Source organism: Sedimenticola selenatireducens DSM 17993, assembly GCF_000428045.1.
GTDB classification, from domain to species: domain Bacteria; phylum Pseudomonadota; class Gammaproteobacteria; order Chromatiales; family Chromatiaceae; genus Sedimenticola; species Sedimenticola selenatireducens.
The window spans coordinates 56,324-78,926 of the sequence record NZ_ATZE01000023.1 but is presented as its reverse complement, the minus strand read 5'-3'; the positions used below and the strand labels follow the sequence as shown (position 1 = coordinate 78,926).

General features: G+C 53.9%; 18 protein-coding genes, 2 tRNA genes and 2 rRNA genes. 18 read left to right on the top strand and 4 right to left on the bottom strand.

Annotated features, from left to right (window positions below; genetic code table 11):
* From rpsE to A3GO_RS0116170, 11 genes are all read left to right on the top strand, one after another.
* On the top strand, positions 1 to 507 hold the full coding sequence (gene rpsE, locus A3GO_RS0116215; protein WP_029134297.1) for a 30S ribosomal protein S5: 507 nt from the start codon (positions 1 to 3) through the stop codon (positions 505 to 507).
* A 3-nt stretch (positions 508 to 510) separates the two neighbouring features.
* Positions 511 to 699, top strand: coding sequence for a 50S ribosomal protein L30 (rpmD, locus tag A3GO_RS0116210; RefSeq protein ID WP_029134296.1), 189 nt, complete (start codon positions 511 to 513; stop codon positions 697 to 699).
* A 1-nt stretch (position 700) separates the two neighbouring features.
* Positions 701 to 1,135, top strand: a complete 435-nt coding sequence (gene rplO / locus A3GO_RS0116205; protein ID WP_029134295.1) for a 50S ribosomal protein L15 — start codon at positions 701 to 703, stop codon at positions 1,133 to 1,135.
* Positions 1,136 to 2,485, top strand: coding sequence for a preprotein translocase subunit SecY (gene secY / locus A3GO_RS0116200; RefSeq protein ID WP_029134294.1), 1,350 nt, complete (start codon positions 1,136 to 1,138; stop codon positions 2,483 to 2,485).
* Positions 2,486 to 2,522: 37 nt separating this feature from the next.
* Positions 2,523 to 2,636, top strand: a complete 114-nt coding sequence (rpmJ, locus tag A3GO_RS25825; protein WP_082117165.1) for a 50S ribosomal protein L36 — start codon at positions 2,523 to 2,525, stop codon at positions 2,634 to 2,636.
* A 93-nt stretch (positions 2,637 to 2,729) separates the two neighbouring features.
* Positions 2,730 to 3,086: a 30S ribosomal protein S13 gene (rpsM, locus tag A3GO_RS0116195; RefSeq protein ID WP_029134293.1), complete on the top strand. Its 357-nt coding sequence runs from the start codon at positions 2,730 to 2,732 to the stop codon at positions 3,084 to 3,086.
* Positions 3,087 to 3,141: 55 nt separating this feature from the next.
* The gene (gene rpsK / locus A3GO_RS0116190) at positions 3,142 to 3,528 is read left to right on the top strand and encodes a 30S ribosomal protein S11 (RefSeq protein ID WP_029134292.1); all 387 of its coding nucleotides are present in this window, start codon (positions 3,142 to 3,144) and stop codon (positions 3,526 to 3,528) included.
* A 19-nt stretch (positions 3,529 to 3,547) separates the two neighbouring features.
* Positions 3,548 to 4,168, top strand: coding sequence for a 30S ribosomal protein S4 (gene rpsD / locus A3GO_RS0116185; RefSeq protein ID WP_029134291.1), 621 nt, complete (start codon positions 3,548 to 3,550; stop codon positions 4,166 to 4,168).
* Between the two features lie 22 nt (positions 4,169 to 4,190).
* Positions 4,191 to 5,189: a DNA-directed RNA polymerase subunit alpha gene (locus A3GO_RS0116180; RefSeq protein WP_029134290.1), complete on the top strand. Its 999-nt coding sequence runs from the start codon at positions 4,191 to 4,193 to the stop codon at positions 5,187 to 5,189.
* 56 nt (positions 5,190 to 5,245) lie between these two features.
* Positions 5,246 to 5,635: a 50S ribosomal protein L17 gene (rplQ, locus tag A3GO_RS0116175; RefSeq protein WP_029134289.1), complete on the top strand. Its 390-nt coding sequence runs from the start codon at positions 5,246 to 5,248 to the stop codon at positions 5,633 to 5,635.
* A gap of 155 nt (positions 5,636 to 5,790) precedes the next feature.
* Positions 5,791 to 6,540 (top strand): SAM hydrolase/SAM-dependent halogenase family protein, encoded by a 750-nt coding sequence (locus tag A3GO_RS0116170; RefSeq protein ID WP_051302471.1) that lies wholly within the window; start codon positions 5,791 to 5,793, stop codon positions 6,538 to 6,540.
* A 19-nt stretch (positions 6,541 to 6,559) separates the two neighbouring features.
* Here the strand turns inward: A3GO_RS0116170 and uvrA are convergent, their stop codons facing one another.
* A complete protein-coding gene (gene uvrA, locus A3GO_RS0116165) occupies positions 6,560 to 9,394 on the bottom strand; it encodes an excinuclease ABC subunit UvrA (RefSeq protein ID WP_029134287.1) in 2,835 nt (944 codons plus the stop codon).
* A gap of 176 nt (positions 9,395 to 9,570) precedes the next feature.
* On the opposite strand from uvrA, the gene A3GO_RS0116160 reads away from it, so the two are divergent.
* Complete coding sequence (locus tag A3GO_RS0116160; protein WP_029134286.1) at positions 9,571 to 10,959, top strand: MFS transporter; 1,389 nt, start codon at positions 9,571 to 9,573, stop codon at positions 10,957 to 10,959.
* A gap of 57 nt (positions 10,960 to 11,016) precedes the next feature.
* Complete coding sequence (gene ssb, locus A3GO_RS0116155) at positions 11,017 to 11,472, top strand: single-stranded DNA-binding protein (RefSeq protein ID WP_029134285.1); 456 nt, start codon at positions 11,017 to 11,019, stop codon at positions 11,470 to 11,472.
* Positions 11,473 to 11,587: 115 nt separating this feature from the next.
* Here ssb and A3GO_RS0116150 read toward each other — a convergent pair whose 3' ends face one another.
* From A3GO_RS0116150 to A3GO_RS0116140, 3 genes are all read right to left on the bottom strand, one after another.
* Complete coding sequence (locus A3GO_RS0116150) at positions 11,588 to 12,787, bottom strand: NnrS family protein (RefSeq protein ID WP_037375669.1); 1,200 nt, start codon at positions 12,785 to 12,787, stop codon at positions 11,588 to 11,590.
* 102 nt (positions 12,788 to 12,889) lie between these two features.
* Positions 12,890 to 14,056 carry an anhydro-N-acetylmuramic acid kinase gene (locus A3GO_RS24170; RefSeq protein ID WP_051302470.1) on the bottom strand — a complete coding sequence of 389 codons (1,167 nt, stop codon included), beginning with the start codon at positions 14,054 to 14,056 and terminating at the stop codon, positions 12,890 to 12,892.
* A complete protein-coding gene (locus tag A3GO_RS0116140) occupies positions 14,046 to 15,662 on the bottom strand; it encodes an OapA family protein (RefSeq protein ID WP_029134283.1) in 1,617 nt (538 codons plus the stop codon). Before A3GO_RS0116140 ends, A3GO_RS24170 begins: the two co-directional genes overlap by 11 nt.
* A 210-nt stretch (positions 15,663 to 15,872) precedes the next feature.
* On the opposite strand from A3GO_RS0116140, the gene tyrS reads away from it, so the two are divergent.
* From tyrS to A3GO_RS0116115, 5 genes are all read left to right on the top strand, one after another.
* Positions 15,873 to 17,069, top strand: coding sequence for a tyrosine--tRNA ligase (tyrS, locus tag A3GO_RS0116135; RefSeq protein WP_029134282.1), 1,197 nt, complete (start codon positions 15,873 to 15,875; stop codon positions 17,067 to 17,069).
* A gap of 485 nt (positions 17,070 to 17,554) precedes the next feature.
* Positions 17,555 to 19,098, top strand: a 16S ribosomal RNA gene (locus A3GO_RS0116130).
* A 64-nt stretch (positions 19,099 to 19,162) separates the two neighbouring features.
* Positions 19,163 to 19,239: transfer RNA gene (locus A3GO_RS0116125), tRNA-Ile, on the top strand.
* Positions 19,240 to 19,275: 36 nt separating this feature from the next.
* Positions 19,276 to 19,351, top strand: a tRNA-Ala gene (locus A3GO_RS0116120).
* 259 nt (positions 19,352 to 19,610) lie between these two features.
* A 23S ribosomal RNA gene (locus tag A3GO_RS0116115) occupies positions 19,611 to 22,498 on the top strand.
* Together the 16S and 23S rRNA genes with 2 tRNA genes alongside form the textbook arrangement of a ribosomal RNA operon.
* The last annotated feature ends 105 nt before the right edge of the window (positions 22,499 to 22,603 follow it).

Sequence of the window (22,603 nt, the reverse complement as noted above, 5' to 3'; positions counted from 1 at the left end):
ATGTCAAAGTTCAATGAAAAGCCGGAAGGTGACGATCTGATCGAGAAGCTGATCAACGTCAATCGGGTCGCGAAAGTGGTCAAGGGTGGTCGTGTGTTTGGTTTTGCGGCGCTCGCGGTTGTTGGTGATGGTAATGGCAAGGTCGGATTCGGCAGTGGCAAGGCCCGTGAAGTTCCGATCGCTATCCAAAAGGCGATGGAAAACGCTCGGCAAAACCTGCGTAGCGCAAAGCTGAACGGCGATACCTTGCAGTATCCGCTAATCGGTCGGCATGGAGCGGCAAAGGTTTATATGCAGCCAGCATCGGAAGGTACCGGTATTATTGCTGGTGGCGCCATGCGTGCCGTTTGCGAAGCGGTAGGCGTGCACAATGTTCTGGCCAAGTGCATTGGCACGAACAATCCGATCAACGTGGTTCGCGCGACCGTCAATGCGCTGACCGAAATGACTGATCCTGAAACCGTTGCTGCTAAACGTGGCAAGTCGGTGAAAGAGATCCTGGGGTAAGTCATGAGTGAGAAGAAAATGATGAAAGTGACCCTGGTCCGTAGTGTTCATGGTCGACTTGAAAGTCATAAGGCATGTGTCCGGGGGCTGGGTCTTCGGCGTATTCGGCACAGCGTTCTGGTAGAAGATACTCCTGCGACCCGTGGCATGGCGAATAAAGTCAGCTACATGGTCCAGGTTGAGGAGGCTTGAAATGCGTCTGAATACCATTAAGCCTGCAGAAGGCGCAACCACAGATGCCAAGCGCGTTGGTCGTGGTATCGGTAGTGGTCTTGGCAAGACCGCGGGACGGGGCCATAAGGGCCAGAAATCTCGATCTGGTGGTTTTCACAAGGTAGGCTTCGAAGGCGGTCAGATGCCGCTGCAACGGCGTCTGCCGAAGGTGGGTTTTACCTCCAGGAAAGGCCGGACTACGGCTGAGGTCAGGTTGAGCGAGCTTGCAAAAATTGACGGTGATGTCGTTGATATGAAGGCGCTCTACGATGCCGACGTGTTGTCCGCTAACATGAAGCGCGCAAAGATTATCCTGTCCGGTACTATTGAGAAGGCAGTGACGGTTCGTGGTCTTGGAGTCACGAAGGGTGCACGTGCGGCTATCGAAGCTGCCGGCGGGAAGATCGAGGAATAAATGGCTGGTCAGGGTGCAAAGGCCGGCGGACTTGCCGCGGCAGGTAAGTTCACGGAGCTACGCCAGCGGCTTTTGTTCGTTATCGGCGCCCTGCTGGTGTTTCGAATCGGTACGTTTATTCCTGTCCCCGGGGTAAATCCTGCTGCGGTCGCGGTTTTGTTTGATCAGCAGCAGGGCGGCATCCTGGACATGTTTAACATGTTTTCCGGTGGTGCGCTGGAAAGGGCAAGTTTATTTGCCTTGGGAATTATGCCGTACATCTCAGCCTCTATTATCATGCAGTTGATGTCGGCGGTTATTCCCAAGCTTGAGCAGCTGAAGAAAGAGGGTGAACAGGGGCGTCGCACCATTACCCAGTACACACGCTATGGCACGGTCGTTCTGGCTACCTTCCAGGCGGTGGGTATTGCGATAGCTCTGCAGTCCCAGCAGGCGGGCGGCATAGCCGTAGTGTCACATCAAGGGCCCGGGTTTATTTTGACGGCGGCAGTTTCGCTGGTCACCGGAACGCTGTTTTTGATGTGGTTGGGTGAGCAGATCACTGAGCGCGGTCTTGGTAATGGAATATCGCTGATCATTTTTGCGGGTATTGTTGCCGGACTGCCGGCGGCCATCGGCGGGACGCTGGAGCTGGTTCGTACTGGTGAGATGAATGCCCTTACCGTGTTGGTCCTGTTTGCTCTGGCGGTGGCTGTAACCGCGTTCGTTGTTTTCGTTGAACGGGGACAGCGGCGGATTACGGTCAACTATGCGAAACGTCAACAGGGAAGAAAGATGTTTGCGGCCCAAAGCAGTCACCTGCCGTTGAAATTGAATATGGCCGGCGTAATTCCGCCGATCTTTGCCTCCAGTATCATTCTGTTCCCGTCAACCCTGGGGCAGTGGCTGGGGACGCAGGAAAATATGCGTTGGCTGCAGGATATTGTCGGTAAGATTGCGCCTGGCGAACCGTTGTACGTATTGCTTTATGCGCTGGCGATTGTGTTTTTCTGTTTCTTCTATACGGCGTTGGTATTCAACTCCAAGGAGACGGCGGACAATCTGAAGCGCTCAGGGGCCTTTATTCCGGGCTATCGTCCGGGCGACCAGACGGCGCGTTATATCGACAAGGTGATGTCACGCCTGACGTTTGCGGGTGCGATTTATATAACTGCGGTTTGCCTGTTGCCCGAGTTTTTGATTGTCGGTTGGAATGTTCCATTCTATTTTGGCGGAACGTCCTTGCTGATCATTGTTGTGGTCGTCATGGACTTCATGGCACAGGTGCAGGCGCATATGATGTCGCACCAGTATGAAGGGCTGATGAAGAAGGCGAATCTGAAAGGCGGTGGCGCAGGCTTGCTGCGTTAGTGTCGGATAGATTCCACTGTATTTTGGAGATTGAGTCATGAAAGTAAGGGCGTCTGTAAAGAAGATTTGCAGAAACTGCAAGATTGTCCGACGCAACGGCGTGGTGCGGGTTATCTGTAAAGAAGCCAGACATAAACAGAGACAAGGCTAAGCTTTTTGCTTGATTTGTTAAAGAAATCCAGTTAAAGTTGTGCGTTCACCGCGCCCAACGTGAGCTGATAATTGTATTTTTAGGAGTTACCTGATGGCCCGTATTGCAGGCGTCAATATTCCCGATCGTAAGCACGCTGTCATTGCGTTGACCGAGATCTATGGGGTCGGTTCTACCCGTGCTGCTCGTATCTGCGAGGCTGCCGGTGTGGCGAAAGATGCAAAGATTCAAAATTTGACCGAAGGTGAGGTTGAGGCGCTTCGAGCTGAAGTCGCCAAGTTCACCGTCGAGGGTGATCTTCGTCGTGAAGTGTCCATGAACATCAAGCGTCTGATGGACCTTGGTTGTAATCGTGGGATTCGTCATCGCCGCGGTCTGCCTCTGCGCGGCCAGCGCACCAAAACGAATGCGCGTACCCGGAAAGGTCCGCGTCGTCCGATTAAGAGATAATATCAGTCCGGTCAGCGGACTGTTTACAGCGATATAGTTCACAGGAACATTTAAGATGGCAAAGCCGAGCAGCGTGCGGAAGAAGGTAAAGAAGAGCGTCACCGATGGTGTCGCCCATATACACGCCTCCTTTAACAATACGATCATTACCATTTCAGATCGTCAGGGTAATGTTTTGTCCTGGGCAACTGCGGGTGGTTCAGGATTCCGTGGTTCGCGTAAAAGCACACCGTTTGCGGCTCAGGTTGCGGCAGATCGTGCTGGTGAGCGGGCAAAGGATTACGGCGTCAAGAACCTTGATGTTAATGTCAAGGGTCCCGGGCCTGGTCGCGAGTCTGCCGTACGCGCATTGAATAATGCAGGATTCAAAATCACCAGTATTTGTGATGTTACCCCGATCCCGCACAACGGTTGTCGCCCGCCTAAAAAGCGTCGCGTTTAATCTGGAGTTATAGATAATCATGGCAAGATATATCGGTCCCAAGTGTAAGCTGAGCAGAAGAGAAGGCACTGACCTGTTTCTGAAGAGCCGCGCTCGCTCCCTGGAATCAAAATGCAATATGGAAAAGCAGCCTGGTCAGACAACTGATCGGCGCCGTCGTCTCTCCGACTATGGTCTGCAGCTTCGTGAAAAACAGAAGATGCGCCGCATGTACGGTATCATGGAGAAACAGTTCAGCAATTACTACAAGAATGCAGCCCAGAGCAAAGGTGCCACGGGCGACAACCTGTTGCGTTTGCTCGAAACGCGTCTGGATAACGTGGTTTATCGGATGGGTTTCGGGAGTACGCGTTCTGAGTCACGGCAACTTGTTAGCCACAAGTCCATTGAGGTCAACGGTAAGGTAGTGAATATTCCTTCATACCGTATTCAGGTCAATGATGTGGTGAGCGTTCGCGAGAAATCGAAGAAGCAATTGCGCATCCAGAGTTCACTGGCGCTCGCTGAGCAGTTTGGAACCGTCGACTGGATAGAGGTTGATGCGAAGGGCATGAGCGGTACCTTCAAGCGTGTGCCGGATAGATCCGAATTGCCAGCAGAAATCAACGAACAGCTGGTTGTAGAGCTGTACTCCAAGTAAGGATTACCTTCAAGAGGTCGAAATGCCGGAGTTTGTTAGCGATTTTCTCAAGCCGCGATTAGTGAGTGTACAGCCGTTAAGCGAATTGCACGCTAAGGTTTCACTCGAACCGATGGAGCGTGGCTTTGGCCATACACTCGGTAACTCATTGCGCCGTATCCTGCTGTCCTCGATGCCGGGGAGTGCGGTGGTAGAGGCCGAGATTGAAGGTGTTCTTCATGAGTACACCAGTATCGAAGGCGTGCAGGAAGATGTCCTTGAGATCCTCCTCAATCTGAAAGATCTGGCTATCATCATGCATTCCCGTGATGAGGCAACTCTGACGCTGAAAAAGAAAGGCCTCGGCCCGGTACTGGCGAGTGACATCATACTCGACCACGATGTGGAGATTGCCAACCCGGATCATGTGATCGCCAACCTGACCAAGGATGGCGAGATCAGCATGACCTTGAAAGTGGCCCGCGGTATCGGTTATCAGCCAGCAGCTAACAGGCAGTCGGATTCAATGGAAGATCGTCCTATTGGTCGTCTGCAGCTGGATGCCAGTTTCTCTCCCGTACGGCGAGTGGCGTATGCGGTTGAAGCAACCCGTGTTGAGCAGCGAACTGATCTTGATCGTCTGGTGATAGACCTGGAAACCAACGGGACTATCGATCCGGAAGAGGCCATCAGAAGAGCGGCTACCATCCTTCAGGACCAGTTGTCGGCGTTCGTGAAACTGGATGAGACTGCAACGACAGAGAAGGAAGTGGAAGAGGATCGGCCTGCAATCGACCCCATACTGCTCCGCCCTGTCGATGATCTTGAGCTGACAGTGCGTTCAGCAAACTGCCTGAAGGCAGAAAACATCTTTATGATCGGTGACCTGATTCAGCGTACTGAAGTCGAACTGCTGAAGACCCCGAATCTGGGCAAAAAGTCACTCACCGAAATCAAAGACGTACTTGCTACCAGGGGCTTGTCTCTGGGTATGCGGCTGGAAAATTGGCCGCCAGAAGGTATGGAAGATAACGGTCGATAATTTCGACCCGGAATCGTATATCTATAGTATTAACCTAAGTTTAGGGAAGTCGATCCATGCGTCATCGCAAATCCGGACGGCAACTGAACCGCAACAGTTCACACCGCAAGGCAATGTTCCGTAACATGGCCTGCTCACTGTTGCGTCATGAGCTGATCAAAACCACACTACCAAAGGCAAAAGAGCTGCGTCGTGTAGCAGAGCCGATGATTACTCTGGCAAAAAGCGACAGCGTTGCCAAACGCCGCTTGGCCTTTGATCGTCTTCGTGACGATGAGGTTGTCGGGAAGCTGTTTAACGAACTGGGACCGCGCTACAAGGAGCGTCCCGGTGGCTATCTGCGCATTCTGAAATGCGGCTATCGCCCAGGCGACAAGGCTCCCATGGCTTATGTTGAGCTGGTGGATCGCCCGGAAGTCGAGATGGAAGCGGTAGAGGCTGAATAAGCGCATCTGTACCGTGAATACCCAGAAACAGAGAACCGGGCTAAAGCCCGGTTCTCTGTTTCTGGGTATGGATTTTTCTCCGATGTGTAGCAGCCTGATTGCCTGGTATTTGCTTTAATTCAACTATGTGGAATTAGACTTGGCTTTCGCGCGTTATGAACAATACCCCTGAACTGGTCGCGCTGTTCACCGACTTCGGTATCGGCAGTCACTATCTGGGGCAGGTGAAGGCACGCCTGATAACCGAGCGTGTTTCCCAGCCGGTTATTGATTTGTGTTCCGACGCACCTGACTTTAACCCGCGTGCCGCCGCCTATCTGCTCGCATCCTTTCTTCCCAGTATGCCGAAAGGGACGCTGTTTCTGGCAGTGGTGGACCCTGGCGTCGGGAGCGACAGACGGGCGATCCTGATAAGGAGTGAATGCTTCTGGTTTATCGGACCCGATAACGGTCTGCTGTCCCAGGTGGTGGCCAGATCCAAGGAAGCTAAGATACAAACCATCGACTTGCCTGATCTTTCGAACCGATCCAGGACATTTGATGGGCGGGATTTTTTTGCGCCTGCAGCTGCGCTTATCTGCAATGGTGCGGCGGTGGCGGGCGAACCGGTTACGCCTGCGAGTCTGGTCGGCGCTGACTGGCCGTCACAATTGTCCGAGATCATCTATCTCGATGGTTATGGGAATGGGGTAACCGGGTTATCGGGAGACGGCCTGTCCAAAAAGCTGCTGCTGGTCAACGGCGTGTCAGTTCCATATGCAGAGACCTTTTCCGGCGTGCCGATCGGCAGCCCGTTCTGGTATGTGAATGCCAACGGACTGGTGGAGGTGGCGGTTAACCAGGGGAGCGCCGTAGAGAAGTTTGGGCTGGATATCGGTGTGCCGGTGCAGTGGTTAGGCGCATGAAGCGTTGCAATCTTTTTCGCTACTTTCCTTCTTGCAGGACTTTTTTTAGATAATGACCGGTATATGACTGGCTCGTTTTGCTGACCGTCTCGGGCGTGCCCTGGGCAATAATTTCGCCACCCCGATTACCACCCTCCGGACCCAGGTCGATAACCCAGTCGGCAGTCTTGATGACATCCAGGTTGTGCTCGATTACCACCACGGTATTGCCGTGATCGCGGAGTCTGTGCAGAACTTCCAGCAGATGCTTTACATCGTGAAAATGCAGTCCTGTGGTTGGCTCGTCCAGGATATAGAGGGTGTTGCCGGTATCACGCTTGGACAATTCACGCGACAGCTTTACGCGCTGCGCCTCGCCGCCCGATAAGGTAGTGGCATTTTGCCCCAGCGTGATATAGGAGAGTCCGACATCCATCAGTGTCTGCAGTTTGCGCTTCAGGGCCGGGATGGCATCAAAAAAGACCAGGGCCTCTTCAATAGTCATATCCAGTACCTGGTTGATGCTTTTACCCTTGTACTTGATCTCCAGGGTTTCCCGGTTGTAACGGCTGCCTTTGCAGACGTCGCACTGGACATAGATGTCCGGCAGAAAATGCATCTCTACCTTGATCACGCCATCTCCGCGGCAGGCCTCGCAGCGTCCACCCTTGACATTGAAACTGAAGCGGCCAGGAGTGTAGCCGCGCGAGCGGGACTCGTGCGTGCCGGCAAACAGTTCCCGTACCGGGGTGAATATGCCGGTATAGGTGGCGGGATTGGAGCGGGGAGTACGACCGATCGGGCTCTGATCGATATCTACCACCTTATCGAAATGCTCCAGGCCGCTGATCCGGTCATAGGGTGCCGCGTCCAGGGAGGCGCGGTTCAGCTGCGTGGCGGCAATGGGATAGAGCGTGTCGTTAATTAGTGTGGACTTGCCGGAACCGGACACCCCGGTCACGCAGGTAAACAGGCCGGCCGGAATGCTCAGATCAATCGACTTGAGATTGTTGCCGCGTGCACCGGAAATGGTCAGCTGCTTGTTATCGTCCGGCAGGTGGCGCTGTTGCGGTATGGTAATGCTCAGACTGCGGGAGAGATATTGGCCGGTCAGTGAATCCTGGTTCGCGGCGATCTCATTGGCGGTTCCCTGCGCGATGATCCGGCCGCCGTGGATGCCGGCGCCTGGACCGATGTCAATCACGTGATCGGCCGACATGATGGCCTCCTCATCATGTTCGACCACAATGACGGTATTGCCTAGATCGCGCAGATAGGTGAGGGTTTTCAGTAGCCGGTCATTGTCCCGCTGGTGCAGCCCGATGGAGGGTTCATCCAGAATATACATGACGCCTACCAGACCGGCGCCAATCTGACTGGCCAGACGAATACGCTGGGCTTCACCGCCGGAGAGGGTTTCCGCACTGCGGTCCAGGGTCAGATAGTCGAGACCGACATTGACCAGGAACTGCAGGCGCTGTGAGATTTCGTTGACTACCTTTTCGGCGATCTTGCCCTGTTTGCCCGGAAGCTGTAGCTGGTTGAAGAAATCCAGGCAGTTGCCGACCGGCAGGGTGGTGATGGCCGGCAGGTTCCGGTCATCCACAAAGACATGGCGCGCCGCTTCGTTCAGGCGGGTGCCGCCGCAGTCTGAACAGGGATGGGTGGAGATGTAGCGGGCCAACTCTTCCCGGACGGCCGTCGACTCGGTCTCCCGATAGCGTCGTTCCATATTACGGATGATCCCCTCGAAGGGGTGCGTGTTGCTGCTGGTGCGTCCGCGCTCATTGAAATAGGTGAATTTGATCTTCTCTTTACCGCTGCCAAACAGGATGGTATCGCGAATTTTCTGCGGTAGTTCATCCCAGTTGGTCTCCACATCAAAGGCGTAGTGTTTCCCCAGGGAGCTGATCAGCTGAAAATAGTAGGCGTTGCGACGATCCCAGCCCCTGACCGCACCGGCTGCGAGACTCAGGTGCGGATGAGCAACTACCCGCTCGGGATCAAAAAACTGCTCAATGCCGAGGCCGTCGCAGGTCGGGCAGGCGCCTACCGGGTTGTTGAAAGAGAACAGTCGGGGTTCCAGCTCCGGCAGGCTGTAGCCACATTGAGGGCAGGCGAAATTGGCTGAGAAGACCAACTCCTCCTGCGGGTTGTCCTCGTCCATTGATGCTATGCGCGCCAGTCCACCGGACAGCGCGAGCGCCGTCTCGAAAGACTCCGCCAGGCGCAGTTCCAGTCCCTCCCGGACCTTGAAGCGATCCACCACCGCCTCAATAGTGTGCTTTTTATGCAGCTCCAGTTCCGGGGGTTGATCAAGCTCGAAGATTTCGCCATCGACGCGTGCCCGGATAAACCCCTGCGTATTCAACTCCCGCAGCAGTTTATGATGCTCACCCTTGCGCTCCGAGACCACCGGGGCCAGTAGCATCAGCTTGCTGCCCTCGGGAAGGCTCAGGATCTGGTCAACCATCTGATTGATGGTCTGAGCCTCCAGTGTCTGGCCGTGGGTAGGACAGCGTGGTGTACCGGCGCGGGCATACAACAGCCGGAGATAATCGTAGATCTCGGTGATGGTGCCCACCGTAGAGCGCGGATTATGGGAAGTGGTTTTCTGTTCAATGGAAATGGCCGGAGAAAGCCCTTCGATATGGTCGATATCCGGTTTTTCCATCATCGACAGGAACTGCCGCGCATAGGCGGAAAGCGACTCAACGTAGCGACGCTGGCCCTCGGCATAGATGGTATCGAAGGCCAGCGACGATTTTCCGGAACCCGAAAGTCCGGTGATGACGATCAATTTGTCGCGGGGCAGATCCAGGTCAATATTTTTCAGATTGTGGGTACGTGCCCCACGTATGCGTATCGTATCCATCTACATACCAGCGAATTGGCGAACCTGTTACTATACGCTGTCTTGCTGTTTCGGGCCAAACAAACCGCGGCAATACAAAGAGTGAACATGGTTTGGGATATGCTTCCCGGCTACAGGTGGACGTTCGGTGTACCCTTGCAAAACAGGGGATGACCGTTGGTACAGTGACCCAGTAATTGAACAAGAAAGCGCAACAACTTCATCGGCTGACAGCAATCGAAATCCGGGCGGCGTTCTCGCTCGCCGGTATTTTTTCCCTGCGCATGCTCGGTCTGTTCCTGATTCTGCCGGTGTTCGCCATCTATGCGGAGCAACTGGCCGGGGTTACCCCGCTGTTGATCGGCGTGGCCATTGGCGCCTATGGTCTGACCCAGGCGTTGCTGCAGATCCCGTTTGGTATGATCTCTGACCGGATCGGCAGAAAACCGGTAATTATCACCGGGCTGCTGATCTTTGCGTTGGGCAGCGCGGTGGCGGCCAGCTCCGATTCCATCTGGGGCGTAATCGCCGGACGCGCGCTGCAGGGCAGCGGCGCCATTGCCGCCGCCGTGATGGCGCTGGCGGCCGATCTGACCCGGGAGCAGAACAGAACCAAGGCGATGGCCGTGATCGGCATGAGCATCGGGTTGGCGTTCGCCGTATCGCTGGTGCTGGGACCGTTATTGAATATCTGGATAGGCGTATCGGGCATCTTCTGGCTGACCGCGTTGCTGGCGCTAACGGGCATCCTGGTGGTGATTTTTCTGGTCCCCGATCCGGAAAAATCCTCGATGCATCGGGATACCAGCCCGGTGCGGGATCAGTTCTCCAGGGTGTTACGCAACGCCGACCTGTTGCGCCTGGATCTCGGGATACTGTTGCTGCACATGATGCTGACGGCGGTGTTTATTGCCGTACCCCTGACCCTCAGGGATGTCACCGGGATTGCTGTTGAAAACCACTGGATGGTCTATCTCCCGGTGGTGGTGCTGGCCATGGTGCTGATGGTGCCGTTTATTGTCATCGCGGAAAAGCGCCGCAAGATGAAGCAGATTTTCCTGCTGGCTATCCTGACTATCGGGTTAGCCCAGATTGGGTTTATTCTGTTTAAGGCGACGCTCCTGGGTTTTGGTCTGGCGTTGCTGATGTTCTTTGTCGCCTTCAACCTGCTGGAGGCCTCGCTGCCTTCGCTGATCTCGAAAATGGCACCGGCCGAGAGTAAGGGGACCGCCATGGGGGTCTACTCCACCTCCCAGTTTGTCGGCGCCTTCCTGGGCGGAATGGTCGGTGGATGGGTCTATGGGCAGTACCATCTGGTGGGGGTATTTCTGTTTGGTGCGGCGGCCTCCCTGCTTTGGCTGGCGCTGGCCAGCGGCATGCGACAACCGGGATATCTGAGCAGTTATCTCATTAACGTGGGCGTGCTTGATCCGTTGAGCGCGCAGCAGCTGCAAACACGCTTGCGCGACATGCCTGGTGTCGGTGAGGCAGTGGTGATGGCACAAGAGGGCGTGGCCTATCTGAAAGTGGATACGCAGTCCGTGGATTTTACATTGCTGGATGAATTCTCGGTCGCGGAGACGTAGAATTACCCGTTCAGGCCCCAGGGCCAGGGAACAACTTAGATCTGAATTGGAGGAGATATGGCCAGAGGCGTCAATAAAGTAATCTTGATCGGTAATGTTGGGAAGGAACCGGATGTTCGTTATATGCCCAATGGAAACGCTGTGGCCAATGTCACCCTGGCGACATCCGAATCCTGGAAGGACAAAAACAGTGGTGAAACCCAGGAACGCACCGAGTGGCATCGGGTGGTCTTTTTCCGTCGCCTGGCCGAGATCGTCGGCGAATACGTGAAAAAGGGCTCAAAAATCTATGTCGAAGGGCGGCTGCAGACCCGCAAGTGGCAGGATCAGAGTGGCCAGGACCGCTACACTACCGAGATTGTCGCGGACGAGATGCAGATGCTCGACAGCAAGGGGAGCAGTGCTTCGTTTGATTCCGCCCGCCCGGCTTCGGGCTCACGGCCATCGAGTGATTCTGCGCCATCCTCAGCGCCGATGCCGGATGACGGGTTTGATGACGATATTCCGTTCTGAAACGTACCTTAGGGTTTACTTTAGATAGAACAAAAAACCCCATGCACTAGCATGGGGTTTTTTTGTACGTGAAACAACGCAGATACCGTACCACGCAGGGTTGGGCGGGGTAAGTCTATCCCGGTTTGCCATCGACGCGGGGCTGGGTCAGCATCGGTACATAGATCATCGCGAACAGCAGGAAGCTGATTATCCATATTCCCCCCGAGAGGTGGACCCACATGGTATATTGTTCAGGTAACAACACCGGGCCAAATACACGAAAGAGTGCGGCAAGATTCAGCAGTATGAAGCAGCCGTTGATCAATGGATTTGATTGTATTTCACGGCCGGTATGCCCCAATGCGACACGCGCCATCATGCCGTAGGTGAGCACCCCGATACCGCCGACCGTAATGGCGTGTTTCGCCAGATTGAGTCCGGTGAAACCAAGGTAAGCCAGCCCGGTCATGGTGAATCCGATGACCAGCCAGAACATGCCGGTGAACAGCACCCAGAGAATGGGTATCTGCCAGATCCGCCGGTTGTACCATCCGGTGACCCGGAGTATCTGTGTTATCGCAACGGCAAAGGCCAGTATGCTGCTCAGCAATGCGTTTGGATAGACGAATTGAACAGCAATGAGCCCGCCCAGTGAGATCACGGTGGCCAGTTCGACCCGGCTGTTACGCTTTGAACTGTGCCCGGGTATCACTGCCTCGGTGAAGAAGGGAATTACCCGGCCGCCCAGTAGAGTAATCAGAAAAGCGACCAGATAGAGCATGGCGTCAGCGCCCCGAATGGCGCTGTCGGTCAGTCCCAGTGACTGGAGGTGGACATAAAGATTTGCTACCGCCATTACCAGCAATAACGGCACGAAAACCCGATTGACCTTTTGCTCTCCCTTCCAGAGGGCCGGCATGATGGCAAGTGCAACTGCAGGCAGGAAGGCCAGATCTATTATCGCAATCAGTGCCGGTGGAATGACGCCGGAAAGGAACGGAGCAACTCTTCCCGCCAGCCAAAGCAGAAACAGCAGGCCAAGTGGGGTCCCTGTCGGTGGCGTGACACCGGTCCAGTTTCTGACGGCGGTCAGCAGGAAGCCGGCAATAATCGCCACGGCATAGCCGAACAGCATCTCATGGCTGTGCCAGCCGATGGCCCCATAGTATGCCGGGAGCGGATAGGCGCCTGACCAGGCACCAAGCCAGATCAGCATTAGGATCAGGGCGGAAAGCGCTGCAGACATGAAAAAGGGCCTGAATCCCAGTGCCAGAATAACGGGGCCTTCCTGCTTTAACTCGGGCTTGGGAGGTTCTGAATGGACTTTCAACATGATTAGTGTGGTTTTTCCGTTACAAGACAATAAGATGCGATAGCTTAACCGTTGTGGAATTTGCCGCTTTGATATCAATCAAGGCTGAATGATCGGATTAATTCAGCAGGCGGGATCAACTTTTTCTGAATCGTTGGTCCACGCCTGATAGATCCCGCCCAGTATAACCGGATGGTGGGCCCCCGTTACGTCGGGCAGATTTCCCGGCAGATGTTGCAACGTCTGCCGGGCAAGCCAGGCGAACGCCATGGCTTCGATCTGGTCCGGGTCGATGCCATGCTCGGCGGTGGTCTCAACAGTTGCATCGAGTCCTTGCTGGAGTTGTTGCATCAGGACGGGGTTCCTGGTGCCGCCCCCGCAACAGATTACGCGCTCACAGTCAGGCGCATATTGATTAATCGCCTGGATAATGGAATGGCTGGAGAGGGCGCATAAACTGGCCTGGATATCTTCCGGGCGGTAATTTGACTGGTTCACCAGATATTGATTCAGCCAATCAAGATTAAACAGTTCCGGGCCGGTGCTCTTGGGTGGGGGGCGCTTGAAATAGTTATCGTCGAGCAGGCGGTCGAGTAACTCAGAAATCACCTGGCCTCGTGCAGCCCAGGCCCCATGTGCATCAAATCGGTGCTGCTGTGAATAGTGGATCCAGGCGTCCATCAAGGTATTGGCTGGACCCGTATCAAAGCCAATGATTCCAGTCTTTGGATCTGCAGGGAGGAGCGTGATATTCGCAATGCCGCCCAGGTTCAGTATTACGCGGTATTCGACTGAGCTCCTCAGGAATGCAGCATGAAACGCGGGAGCAAGTGGTGCGCCCTCGCCACCTGCGGCCATATCCCGGCGCCGGAAATCCGCGACCACGGTAATGCCGGTCTTTTCGGCCAGTTGATTGGGATCCCCGATCTGCAGGGTGAAGGGGTGGTCGGCGCCGGGGCGGTGTCGGACGGTCTGCCCATGTGAGCCGATTGCCCGGGTCTGCCATGGCTTGATGCCTGTCTGCCGCAATAGTTCGCTGACTACATCGGCAAAGTGGTTGGCGACTGCTATATCCGCGTGGCCCAGCTGCTCGATTTCGTTGTCCCCCGGTTGGGATAGCTTTTTCAACCTGTCCCGGATGGCTTGCGGCCAGGGTTGGTAGCAGTGTCCAAGCAGTTTTGGTCGGGACGGCTCGAAATCGACCAGTGCGGCATCAATGCCATCAACACTGGTGCCGGACATCAGGCCAATATAGAGCTCGCCCGATATCCGTGCTTCCCTATCGGGCATCCGCCACCATGGTTTTTGAGATCAGGTCCAGCTCGGCAAGCAGATTTTTGCTGATCTCGGTGAATTTAGCCCGATAAGCCTTCGCAAGTGGTTCTGCTGCGGGGAGCTTGATGGTCAGTGGGTTTCGGTGTACCCCGTTTACACGGAACTCATAATGCAGATGGGGGCCGGTGGCCAGACCGCTTTTCCCTACATAACCGATCACCTGGCCCTGGCGCACCCTGGAGCCATTTTTTACACTGCTGCGGAATTTCGACATGTGGGCGTAGAGGGTGGTGTATTGGCTGCCATGGCGAATCATTATGGTGCGCCCGTAACCACCCTTGGTGCCTCTGAAAGTGACCCGGCCATCACCCGCCGCCTTGATTGGGGTGCCGATCGCGGCGGCATAATCCACTCCCTTGTGCGGACGTTTTTTGCCAAGCACCGGGTGGTAGCGTGCCTTGGTAAAGCGGGAGGAGATTCTGCGAAAATCCACCGGGGCACGCAGGAATGCCTTGCGCATGCTCTCGCCTTCCGGTGAGTAGTAGCTGGCGTAGCCCTCGTCATCCTCGAAGCGTATGGCCCGGAAAACCTTCCCTTGATTGACGAACTCCGCTGCCAGGATAGGACCGTTACGGTATTTCTTGCCGTCCAGGTACTCCTCCTCGTAGATCAGGCTGAACTGATCGCCGGCACGTATCTCCAGGGCGAAATCGATGTCCCAACCAAAAATATTGGCCAGTTCCATGGTCAGGGAGTCTGACAGTCCGGCCCGCTGTGCACCCAGATAGAGGGAGTTGGTAATAGTGCCGGAAGCCGATGCAATTCGTTTCTCGAGACTCCGGTCTTTGATCTGTGCTGTGAATGTTTCGTCCAGCGGAAGGATCTGCAGGCTGCGGATTTCACTCTGCTTGTGCACAAGCTCAAGTAGTTCGCCCTGCTGATCGAGGCGGACCCTGATGGTCTCTCCCGGGCGGATATTGGCCAGCGTTTTGGCTTCCTTGCTGCTGTTGACGATGCGATGCAGAAGATTGGGGGAAAGCTTCAGACGTGAAAAGATCAGCGCCAGAGAGTCGCCGCGTTTTACCTTTTCTTCCTGCCAGGTCCCATGGTCTACGGTCGTCAGTACATCCTGATCATCCGCGGGCGCGGAAGTATCTGCAGTTGTCTGCTCAACAGGGGCGTTTACAGGCGTTGCTGCTGCAGCACGGATAATTGCCGTGTCGTTATCCTCTAAAGACAGGCCCGGGGTCGGCTTGGCATCCTGAGTGGCGGGTTCGGTGGCTGAAATTGCACTTCCCTGGCTCGATATAATTGAATCGGAACTGGCGCTCAGGACTTCTGTTGTCTCCTGTTGTTCGGGGTGTTGTCCGGGAAGCTGGAGTGGCACCTCGGCCAGGGGTTGGACCGCCTTATCTTCAGTCGGTGCGGTTGTCGCAACGGCGGGTGCGGCGGTACTGTCAGCAACGTTGATTTGACGGGGCGCCGCAAAAATCTCGAAGGCGGCATAAATGCCAGATGTGCAGAGCATCAGCCCGAGAATGACGAATAGACGGGCGCGTCGTCGGCCTGGCTGCAGCCCGGGACTCAGAAAATCACTTCGGGATTTATAGTCGTTTATCATGTTGGCGCGCTAATTTCCGGAAAATTCAGATAATTATTGCCTAAAACTTCCGTTATTCCCAGTTTTTTCCGGGCGGAGATGTTTCAGGCGCCAGCCTATTAACGGTGCTATCGGCAGGAAACAGGCAATATATAGTGAAACGGTTACTTTTTCTTGCTTCATCCTGTAAATTGTGCGCCCCGACATGTTCTTGTTCTTTTGAGGTGGGTAATGGCGTCAGTCGCAGAGTCGATGGAGCTGATCAGGCGAGGTGCAGATGAAATTCTGCTGGAGGAGTCGCTGATTAAAAAGCTGGAGCGGGGGAAGCCGCTCAAGATCAAGGCCGGTTTTGATCCTACGGCCCCCGATCTGCATCTGGGTCACACGGTGTTGATTAACAAACTGCGCCAGTTCCAGGAGCTGGGGCATGAAGTCACATTTCTTATTGGAGACTTTACCGGCATGATCGGTGATCCAACGGGGAAAAATGTGACGCGACAGGCGCTCACCCGTGAGGAAGTGCTGAAAAACGCCGAGACTTATCAGGATCAGATTTTCAAGATCCTGGACCGCGAGAAGACCGTTATCCGCTTCAACTCCGAATGGATGGTCGAAATGGGCGCCGCAGGCCTGATTCAATTGGCCGCCAAGCACACCGTTGCGCGTATGTTGGAACGGGATGATTTCAATAAGCGATACAAAAGTGGTCAGCCCATAGCGATCCATGAATTTCTCTATCCACTGGTACAGGGGTATGACTCGGTCGCGCTGCGATCGGATGTCGAGCTGGGGGGGACCGATCAGAAGTTCAACCTTCTGGTAGGTCGCCAGCTGCAGGAGATCTACGGTCAGGAACCGCAGGTGGTGCTCACCATGCCGATTCTCGAGGGGCTGGACGGCGTTCAGAAGATGTCCAAGTCACTCAATAACTATATTGGTATCGCTGATCAGCCGGATGACATGTTCGGCAAAATCATGTCGATCTCGGATGATTTGATGTGGCGCTACTACGAACTGCTCAGTTTCAGGCCGATGTCCGAGATTAATGATTTGCAAAGGCGGGTCAACGAAGGTATGAATCCGCGTGACGCCAAGGTCATGTTGGCAGAGGAGTTGATTGAGCGTTTTCATGATAAAGCGGCCGCGATCAGGGCTCATGAGAATTTTGTGGCGCGTTTCCAACAGGGTGCCATGCCGGATGATATGCCTGAGTTGTCACTGACTGCGGAGGCTGGATTGCCCATAGCCAACCTTTTAAAAGAGGCTGATTTGGTTTCCAGTACATCTGAAGCGCTGCGGATGATCAAGCAGGGCGCAGTGAAGATTGACGGTGAAAAAATAGATGACCGCAATATGGTCGTTTCCAAAGGGACGAGCCATATCTACCAGGTAGGTAAACGACGTTTTGCCAAAGTCACGCTGGCATAAGTGACGCTCCGTTTTATGGTATTTCTGGTGATTGAAAAAATATAAAGAAACGTCTTGCGTGTTGAATGGGAGTGCGTATAATGCGCCGCTCGTTCGGAGGAGAAGTGGTCGTTAAGGCGGCGGATCTGACGGGCGAAACGCCAGGGAGTGGGTGGTTCGAAAAGGTTGAAATTAGTGCTTGACCTGTTCGGAATGAGGCGTAGAATACGCGCCTCGCTTGGGGGTAACGACGTGCTCGGGGCTGCTAAGCGGGAAGGATTTTTGGTCTAGGTTATTGACTTAAAAATCGGAGGCATTCATAATTGACTGTCTCGGTCGGATGAAAGTTTGGCCAGCTCTTTAACAATCAGGTTAGGTAATTTGTGTGGGTGCTCCGTCGGTGGCTTTTGAAGCCAAAAATTTCGACGAAGCATCTAAAAGAAATTCCTTTTTTTAGACGTAATGTCGAGCACGGATTTGTCACCCACAAAGTGACTAAAACACTTCAAGTGAAGAGTTTGATCCTGGCTCAGATTGAACGCTGGCGGTATGCTTAACACATGCAAGTCGAACGGCAGCACGAGAGAGCTTGCTCTCTTGGTGGCGAGTGGCGGACGGGTGAGTAACGCGTAAGAATCTGCCTAGTAGTGGGGGATAACTCGGGGAAACTCGAGCTAATACCGCATACGCCCTACGGGGGAAAGTGGGGGACCTTCGGGCCTCACGCTATTAGATGAGCTTGCGTTGGATTAGCTAGTTGGTAGGGTAATGGCCTACCAAGGCGACGATCCATAGCTGGTCTGAGAGGACGATCAGCCACACTGGGACTGAGACACGGCCCAGACTCCTACGGGAGGCAGCAGTGGGGAATATTGGACAATGGGCGCAAGCCTGATCCAGCAATACCGCGTGTGTGAAGAAGGCCTGCGGGTTGTAAAGCACTTTCAATTGTGAAGAAAAGCGGAAGGCTAATACCCTTCTGTCTTGACGTTAACTTTAGAAGAAGCACCGGCTAACTCTGTGCCAGCAGCCGCGGTAATACAGAGGGTGCGAGCGTTAATCGGAATTACTGGGCGTAAAGCGTGCGTAGGCGGTTTAGTAAGTCAGATGTGAAAGCCCTGGGCTTAACCTGGGAACTGCATTTGAAACTGCTGAACTAGAGTGTGGTAGAGGGAAGTGGAATTCCGGGTGTAGCGGTGAAATGCGTAGATATCCGGAGGAACACCAGTGGCGAAGGCGACTTCCTGGACCAACACTGACGCTGAGGTACGAAAGCGTGGGTAGCAAACAGGATTAGATACCCTGGTAGTCCACGCCGTAAACGATGTCAACTAGTTGTTGGGAGCATCTTGGCTCTTAGTAACGTAGCTAACGCGATAAGTTGACCGCCTGGGGAGTACGGCCGCAAGGTTAAAACTCAAAGGAATTGACGGGGGCCCGCACAAGCGGTGGAGCATGTGGTTTAATTCGATGCAACGCGAAGAACCTTACCAGCCCTTGACATCCTGCGAACTTTCTAGAGATAGATTGGTGCCTTCGGGAACGCAGAGACAGGTGCTGCATGGCTGTCGTCAGCTCGTGTCGTGAGATGTTGGGTTAAGTCCCGTAACGAGCGCAACCCTTGCCCTTAGTTGCCAGCACGTAATGGTGGGAACTCTAGGGGGACTGCCGGTGATAAACCGGAGGAAGGTGGGGATGACGTCAAGTCATCATGGCCCTTATGGGCTGGGCTACACACGTGCTACAATGGCCGGTACAGAGGGCCGCAAACCCGCGAGGGGGAGCAAATCTCACAAAACCGGTCGTAGTCCGGATCGGAGTCTGCAACTCGACTCCGTGAAGTTGGAATCGCTAGTAATCGCGAATCAGAATGTCGCGGTGAATACGTTCCCGGGCCTTGTACACACCGCCCGTCACACCATGGGAGTGGGTTGCAAAAGAAGTAGGTAGTCTAACCTTCGGGAGGACGCTTACCACTTTGTGATTCATGACTGGGGTGAAGTCGTAACAAGGTAGCCCTAGGGGAACCTGGGGCTGGATCACCTCCTTTAAGATAGCGGAAGAAGCGCTGTCGGAGCCCCCACACAAATTACCTGATCAAGTAGCACGGACACGGGTCTGTAGCTCAGTTGGTTAGAGCGCACCCCTGATAAGGGTGAGGTCGGTGGTTCGAATCCACCCAGACCCACCAGTTTTTCGTTATAGAAGGCGAGAAATTAAAGTTATCGGGGCCATAGCTCAGCTGGGAGAGCGCCTGCCTTGCACGCAGGAGGTCGGGAGTTCGATCCTCCCTGGCTCCACCAACTTTGTGTCCGGTATGAGTATCAAGTGTCGAGCAGAGATGTTCGCCACTTTGTATTTATACGAAGTGCATGCTCTTTAACAATTCGGATATAGATTGTAGATAGGTGATGATTTTGAAGTCACGTAAGTGACGGAAGAATCTATCTAACAATAAGTACTAATTTTTTCTCATGAAAAATTAGTTACTTGGGTATGTTGCATTCGTAACAAACAAGTTTATAAACCAGCACCATGGCTCCAGAGTTTTTGGGGTTATATGGTCAAGTGAATAAGCGCATATGGTGGATGCCTAGGCGGTAAGAGGCGATGAAGGACGTTGTAGCTTGCGATAAGCCACGGGGAGTCAGCAAACAGACTTTGATCCGTGGATTTCCGAATGGGGAAACCCAGCCTGTATAAGCAGGTTATCTTGCACTGAATACATAGGTGTAAGAGGCGAACCCGGGGAACTGAAACATCTAAGTACCCGGAGGAAAAGAAATCAACCGAGATTCCCTTAGTAGCGGCGAGCGAACGGGGATTAGCCCTTAAGCTGTTGATGTTGTTAGTGGAACAATCTGGAAAGTTTGGCGATACAGGGTGATAGCCCCGTACACGAAAACTATTCAACAGTGAAATCGAGTAGGGCGGGACACGTGGTATCCTGTCTGAACATGGGGGGACCATCCTCCAAGGCTAAATACTCCTTACCGACCGATAGTGAACCAGTACCGTGAGGGAAAGGCGAAAAGAACCCTTTTTAAGGGAGTGAAATAGAACCTGAAACCGTATGCGTACAAGCAGTGGGAGCCCTTCGGGGTGACTGCGTACCTTTTGTATAATGGGTCAGCGACTTACTTCTCAGTAGCAAGCTTAACCGAATAGGGGAGGCGTAGGGAAACCGAGTCTTAATAGGGCGTTTAGTTGCTGGGAGTAGACCCGAAACCGGGCGATCTATCCATGGCCAGGGTGAAGGTGGAGTAACATCTACTGGAGGCCCGAACCGGGATCTGTTGAAAAAGATTCGGATGAGCTGTGGATCGGAGTGAAAGGCTAATCAAGCTCGGAGATAGCTGGTTCTCCTCGAAAGCTATTTAGGTAGCGCCTCATGTATCACTCGCGGGGGTAGAGCACTGTTTCGGCTAGGGGGTCATCCCGACTTACCAAACCGATGCAAACTCCGAATACCGCGAAGTGCAATCATGGGAGACAGACGGCGGGTGCTAACGTCCGTCGTCAAAAGGGAAACAACCCAGACCGCCAGCTAAGGTCCCAAAATCACATCTCAGTGGGAAACGATGTGGGAAGGCACAGACAGCTAGGAGGTTGGCTTAGAAGCAGCCATCCTTTAAAGAAAGCGTAATAGCTCACTAGTCGAGTCGGCCTGCGCGGAAGATTTAACGGGGCTTAAGATGTGTACCGAAGCTGCGGATGCGTGTTTACACGCATGGTAGAGGAGCGTTCTGTAAGCGGTTGAAGGTGTGTCGTAAGGCATGCTGGACGTATCAGAAGTGCGAATGCTGACATGAGTAACGATAAAGGGGGTGAGAGGCCCCCTCGCCGAAAGCCCAAGGTTTCCTGCGCAACGCTAATCGGCGCAGGGTTAGTCGGCCCCTAAGGTGAGGCAGAAATGCGTAATCGATGGGAAGCAGGTTAATATTCCTGCACCTCTTATTACTGCGATGGAGAGACGGAGAAGGCTAGGCCATCCGGGCGTTGGTTGTCCCGGTTTAAGCGAGTAGGGAGTGAGTTTAGGCAAATCCGGACTCACAATCCTGAGACGTGACGACGAAGCATCTTTGGATGTGAAGTGGTTGATGCCCTGCTTCCAGGAAAATCTTCTAAGCTTCAGGTAATAAGAGACCGTACTCCAAACCGACACAGGTGGGCTGGATGAGAATTCCAAGGCGCTTGAGAGAACTCTGGTGAAGGAACTAGGCAAAATGGTACCGTAACTTCGGGAGAAGGTACGCCTTTGATGGTGATGAGATTTACTCTTTAAGCTATTGAAGGTTGCAATAAAATGGTGGCTGCAACTGTTTATTAAAAACATAGCACTCTGCAAACACGAAAGTGGACGTATAGGGTGTGACGCCTGCCCGGTGCCGGAAGGTTAATTGATGGGGTTATCTTCGGAGAAGCTCTTGATCGAAGCCCCGGTAAACGGCGGCCGTAACTATAACGGTCCTAAGGTAGCGAAATTCCTTGTCGGGTAAGTTCCGACCTGCACGAATGGCGTAATGATGGCCACACTGTCTCCACCAGAGACTCAGTGAAATTGAACTCGCTGTTAAGATGCAGCGTACCCGCGGCTAGACGGAAAGACCCCGTGCACCTTTACTACAGCTTCACACTGGACTTTGAGCCTACTTGTGTAGGATAGGTGGGAGGCTTTGAAACCGAGACGCCAGTCTTGGTGGAGCCAACCTTGAAATACCACCCTGGTATGTTTGGAGTTCTAACCCAGACCCGTTATCCGGGTCGGGGACAGTGTGTGGTGGGTAGTTTGACTGGGGCGGTCTCCTCCCAAAGAGTAACGGAGGAGCACGAAGGTACCCTCAGCGCGGTCGGAAATCGCGCATTGAGTGCAAGAGCATAAGGGTGCTTGACTGCGAGACAGACAAGTCGAGCAGGTACGAAAGTAGGTTCTAGTGATCCGGTGGCTCTGTATGGAAGGGCCATCGCTCAACGGATAAAAGGTACGCCGGGGATAACAGGCTGATACCGCCCAAGAGTTCATATCGACGGCGGTGTTTGGCACCTCGATGTCGGCTCATCACATCCTGGGGCTGAAGTCGGTCCCAAGGGTATGGCTGTTCGCCATTTAAAGTGGTACGCGAGCTGGGTTTAGAACGTCGTGAGACAGTTCGGTCCCTATCTGCCGTGGGCGTTTGAGATTTGAGGGAAGCTGCTCCTAGTACGAGAGGACCGGAGTGGACGAACCTCTGGTGTTCCGGTTGTCACGCCAGTGGCATTGCCGGGTAGCTATGTTCGGACAGGATAACCGCTGAAAGCATCTAAGCGGGAAGCCCCTCCCAAGATTAGATCTCACCAGACCTTTAAGGTCTCTGAAGGGCCGTTGAAGACTACAACGTTGATAGGCTGGGTGTGGAAGTGCAGTAATGTATGAAGCTAACCAGTACTAATTGCCCGTGAGGCTTGACCATATAACACCCAAGTACTTTGTGCTGGGTGCTGGTGAAGAACGCAACAACCCATGTACTATTTACAATCTATACCGAATGCATGCAAAGTCGCGCAAGCGGCTTGCC

Excerpts from the sequence above, each read along its gene's own strand:
- A3GO_RS24170 (WP_051302470.1), bottom strand. The coding sequence starts at position 14,056 with ATGCCCGATAGGGAAGCACGGATATCGGGCGAGCTCTATATTGGCCTG.
- rpsE (WP_029134297.1), top strand. The coding sequence starts at position 1 with ATGTCAAAGTTCAATGAAAAGCCGGAAGGTGACGATCTGATCGAGAAG.
- rpmD (WP_029134296.1), top strand. The coding sequence starts at position 511 with ATGAGTGAGAAGAAAATGATGAAAGTGACCCTGGTCCGTAGTGTTCAT.
- secY (WP_029134294.1), top strand. The coding sequence starts at position 1,136 with ATGGCTGGTCAGGGTGCAAAGGCCGGCGGACTTGCCGCGGCAGGTAAG.
- ssb (WP_029134285.1), top strand. The coding sequence starts at position 11,017 with ATGGCCAGAGGCGTCAATAAAGTAATCTTGATCGGTAATGTTGGGAAG.
- rpsD (WP_029134291.1), top strand. The coding sequence starts at position 3,548 with ATGGCAAGATATATCGGTCCCAAGTGTAAGCTGAGCAGAAGAGAAGGC.
- A3GO_RS0116150 (WP_037375669.1), bottom strand. The coding sequence starts at position 12,787 with ATGTTGAAAGTCCATTCAGAACCTCCCAAGCCCGAGTTAAAGCAGGAA.
- tyrS (WP_029134282.1), top strand. The coding sequence starts at position 15,873 with ATGGCGTCAGTCGCAGAGTCGATGGAGCTGATCAGGCGAGGTGCAGAT.
- A3GO_RS0116170 (WP_051302471.1), top strand. The coding sequence starts at position 5,791 with ATGAACAATACCCCTGAACTGGTCGCGCTGTTCACCGACTTCGGTATC.
- rpsK (WP_029134292.1), top strand. The coding sequence starts at position 3,142 with ATGGCAAAGCCGAGCAGCGTGCGGAAGAAGGTAAAGAAGAGCGTCACC.
- rplO (WP_029134295.1), top strand. The coding sequence starts at position 701 with ATGCGTCTGAATACCATTAAGCCTGCAGAAGGCGCAACCACAGATGCC.
- A3GO_RS0116140 (WP_029134283.1), bottom strand. The coding sequence starts at position 15,662 with ATGATAAACGACTATAAATCCCGAAGTGATTTTCTGAGTCCCGGGCTG.
- rpsM (WP_029134293.1), top strand. The coding sequence starts at position 2,730 with ATGGCCCGTATTGCAGGCGTCAATATTCCCGATCGTAAGCACGCTGTC.
- rplQ (WP_029134289.1), top strand. The coding sequence starts at position 5,246 with ATGCGTCATCGCAAATCCGGACGGCAACTGAACCGCAACAGTTCACAC.
- rpmJ (WP_082117165.1), top strand. The coding sequence starts at position 2,523 with ATGAAAGTAAGGGCGTCTGTAAAGAAGATTTGCAGAAACTGCAAGATT.
- A3GO_RS0116180 (WP_029134290.1), top strand. The coding sequence starts at position 4,191 with ATGCCGGAGTTTGTTAGCGATTTTCTCAAGCCGCGATTAGTGAGTGTA.
- uvrA (WP_029134287.1), bottom strand. The coding sequence starts at position 9,394 with ATGGATACGATACGCATACGTGGGGCACGTACCCACAATCTGAAAAAT.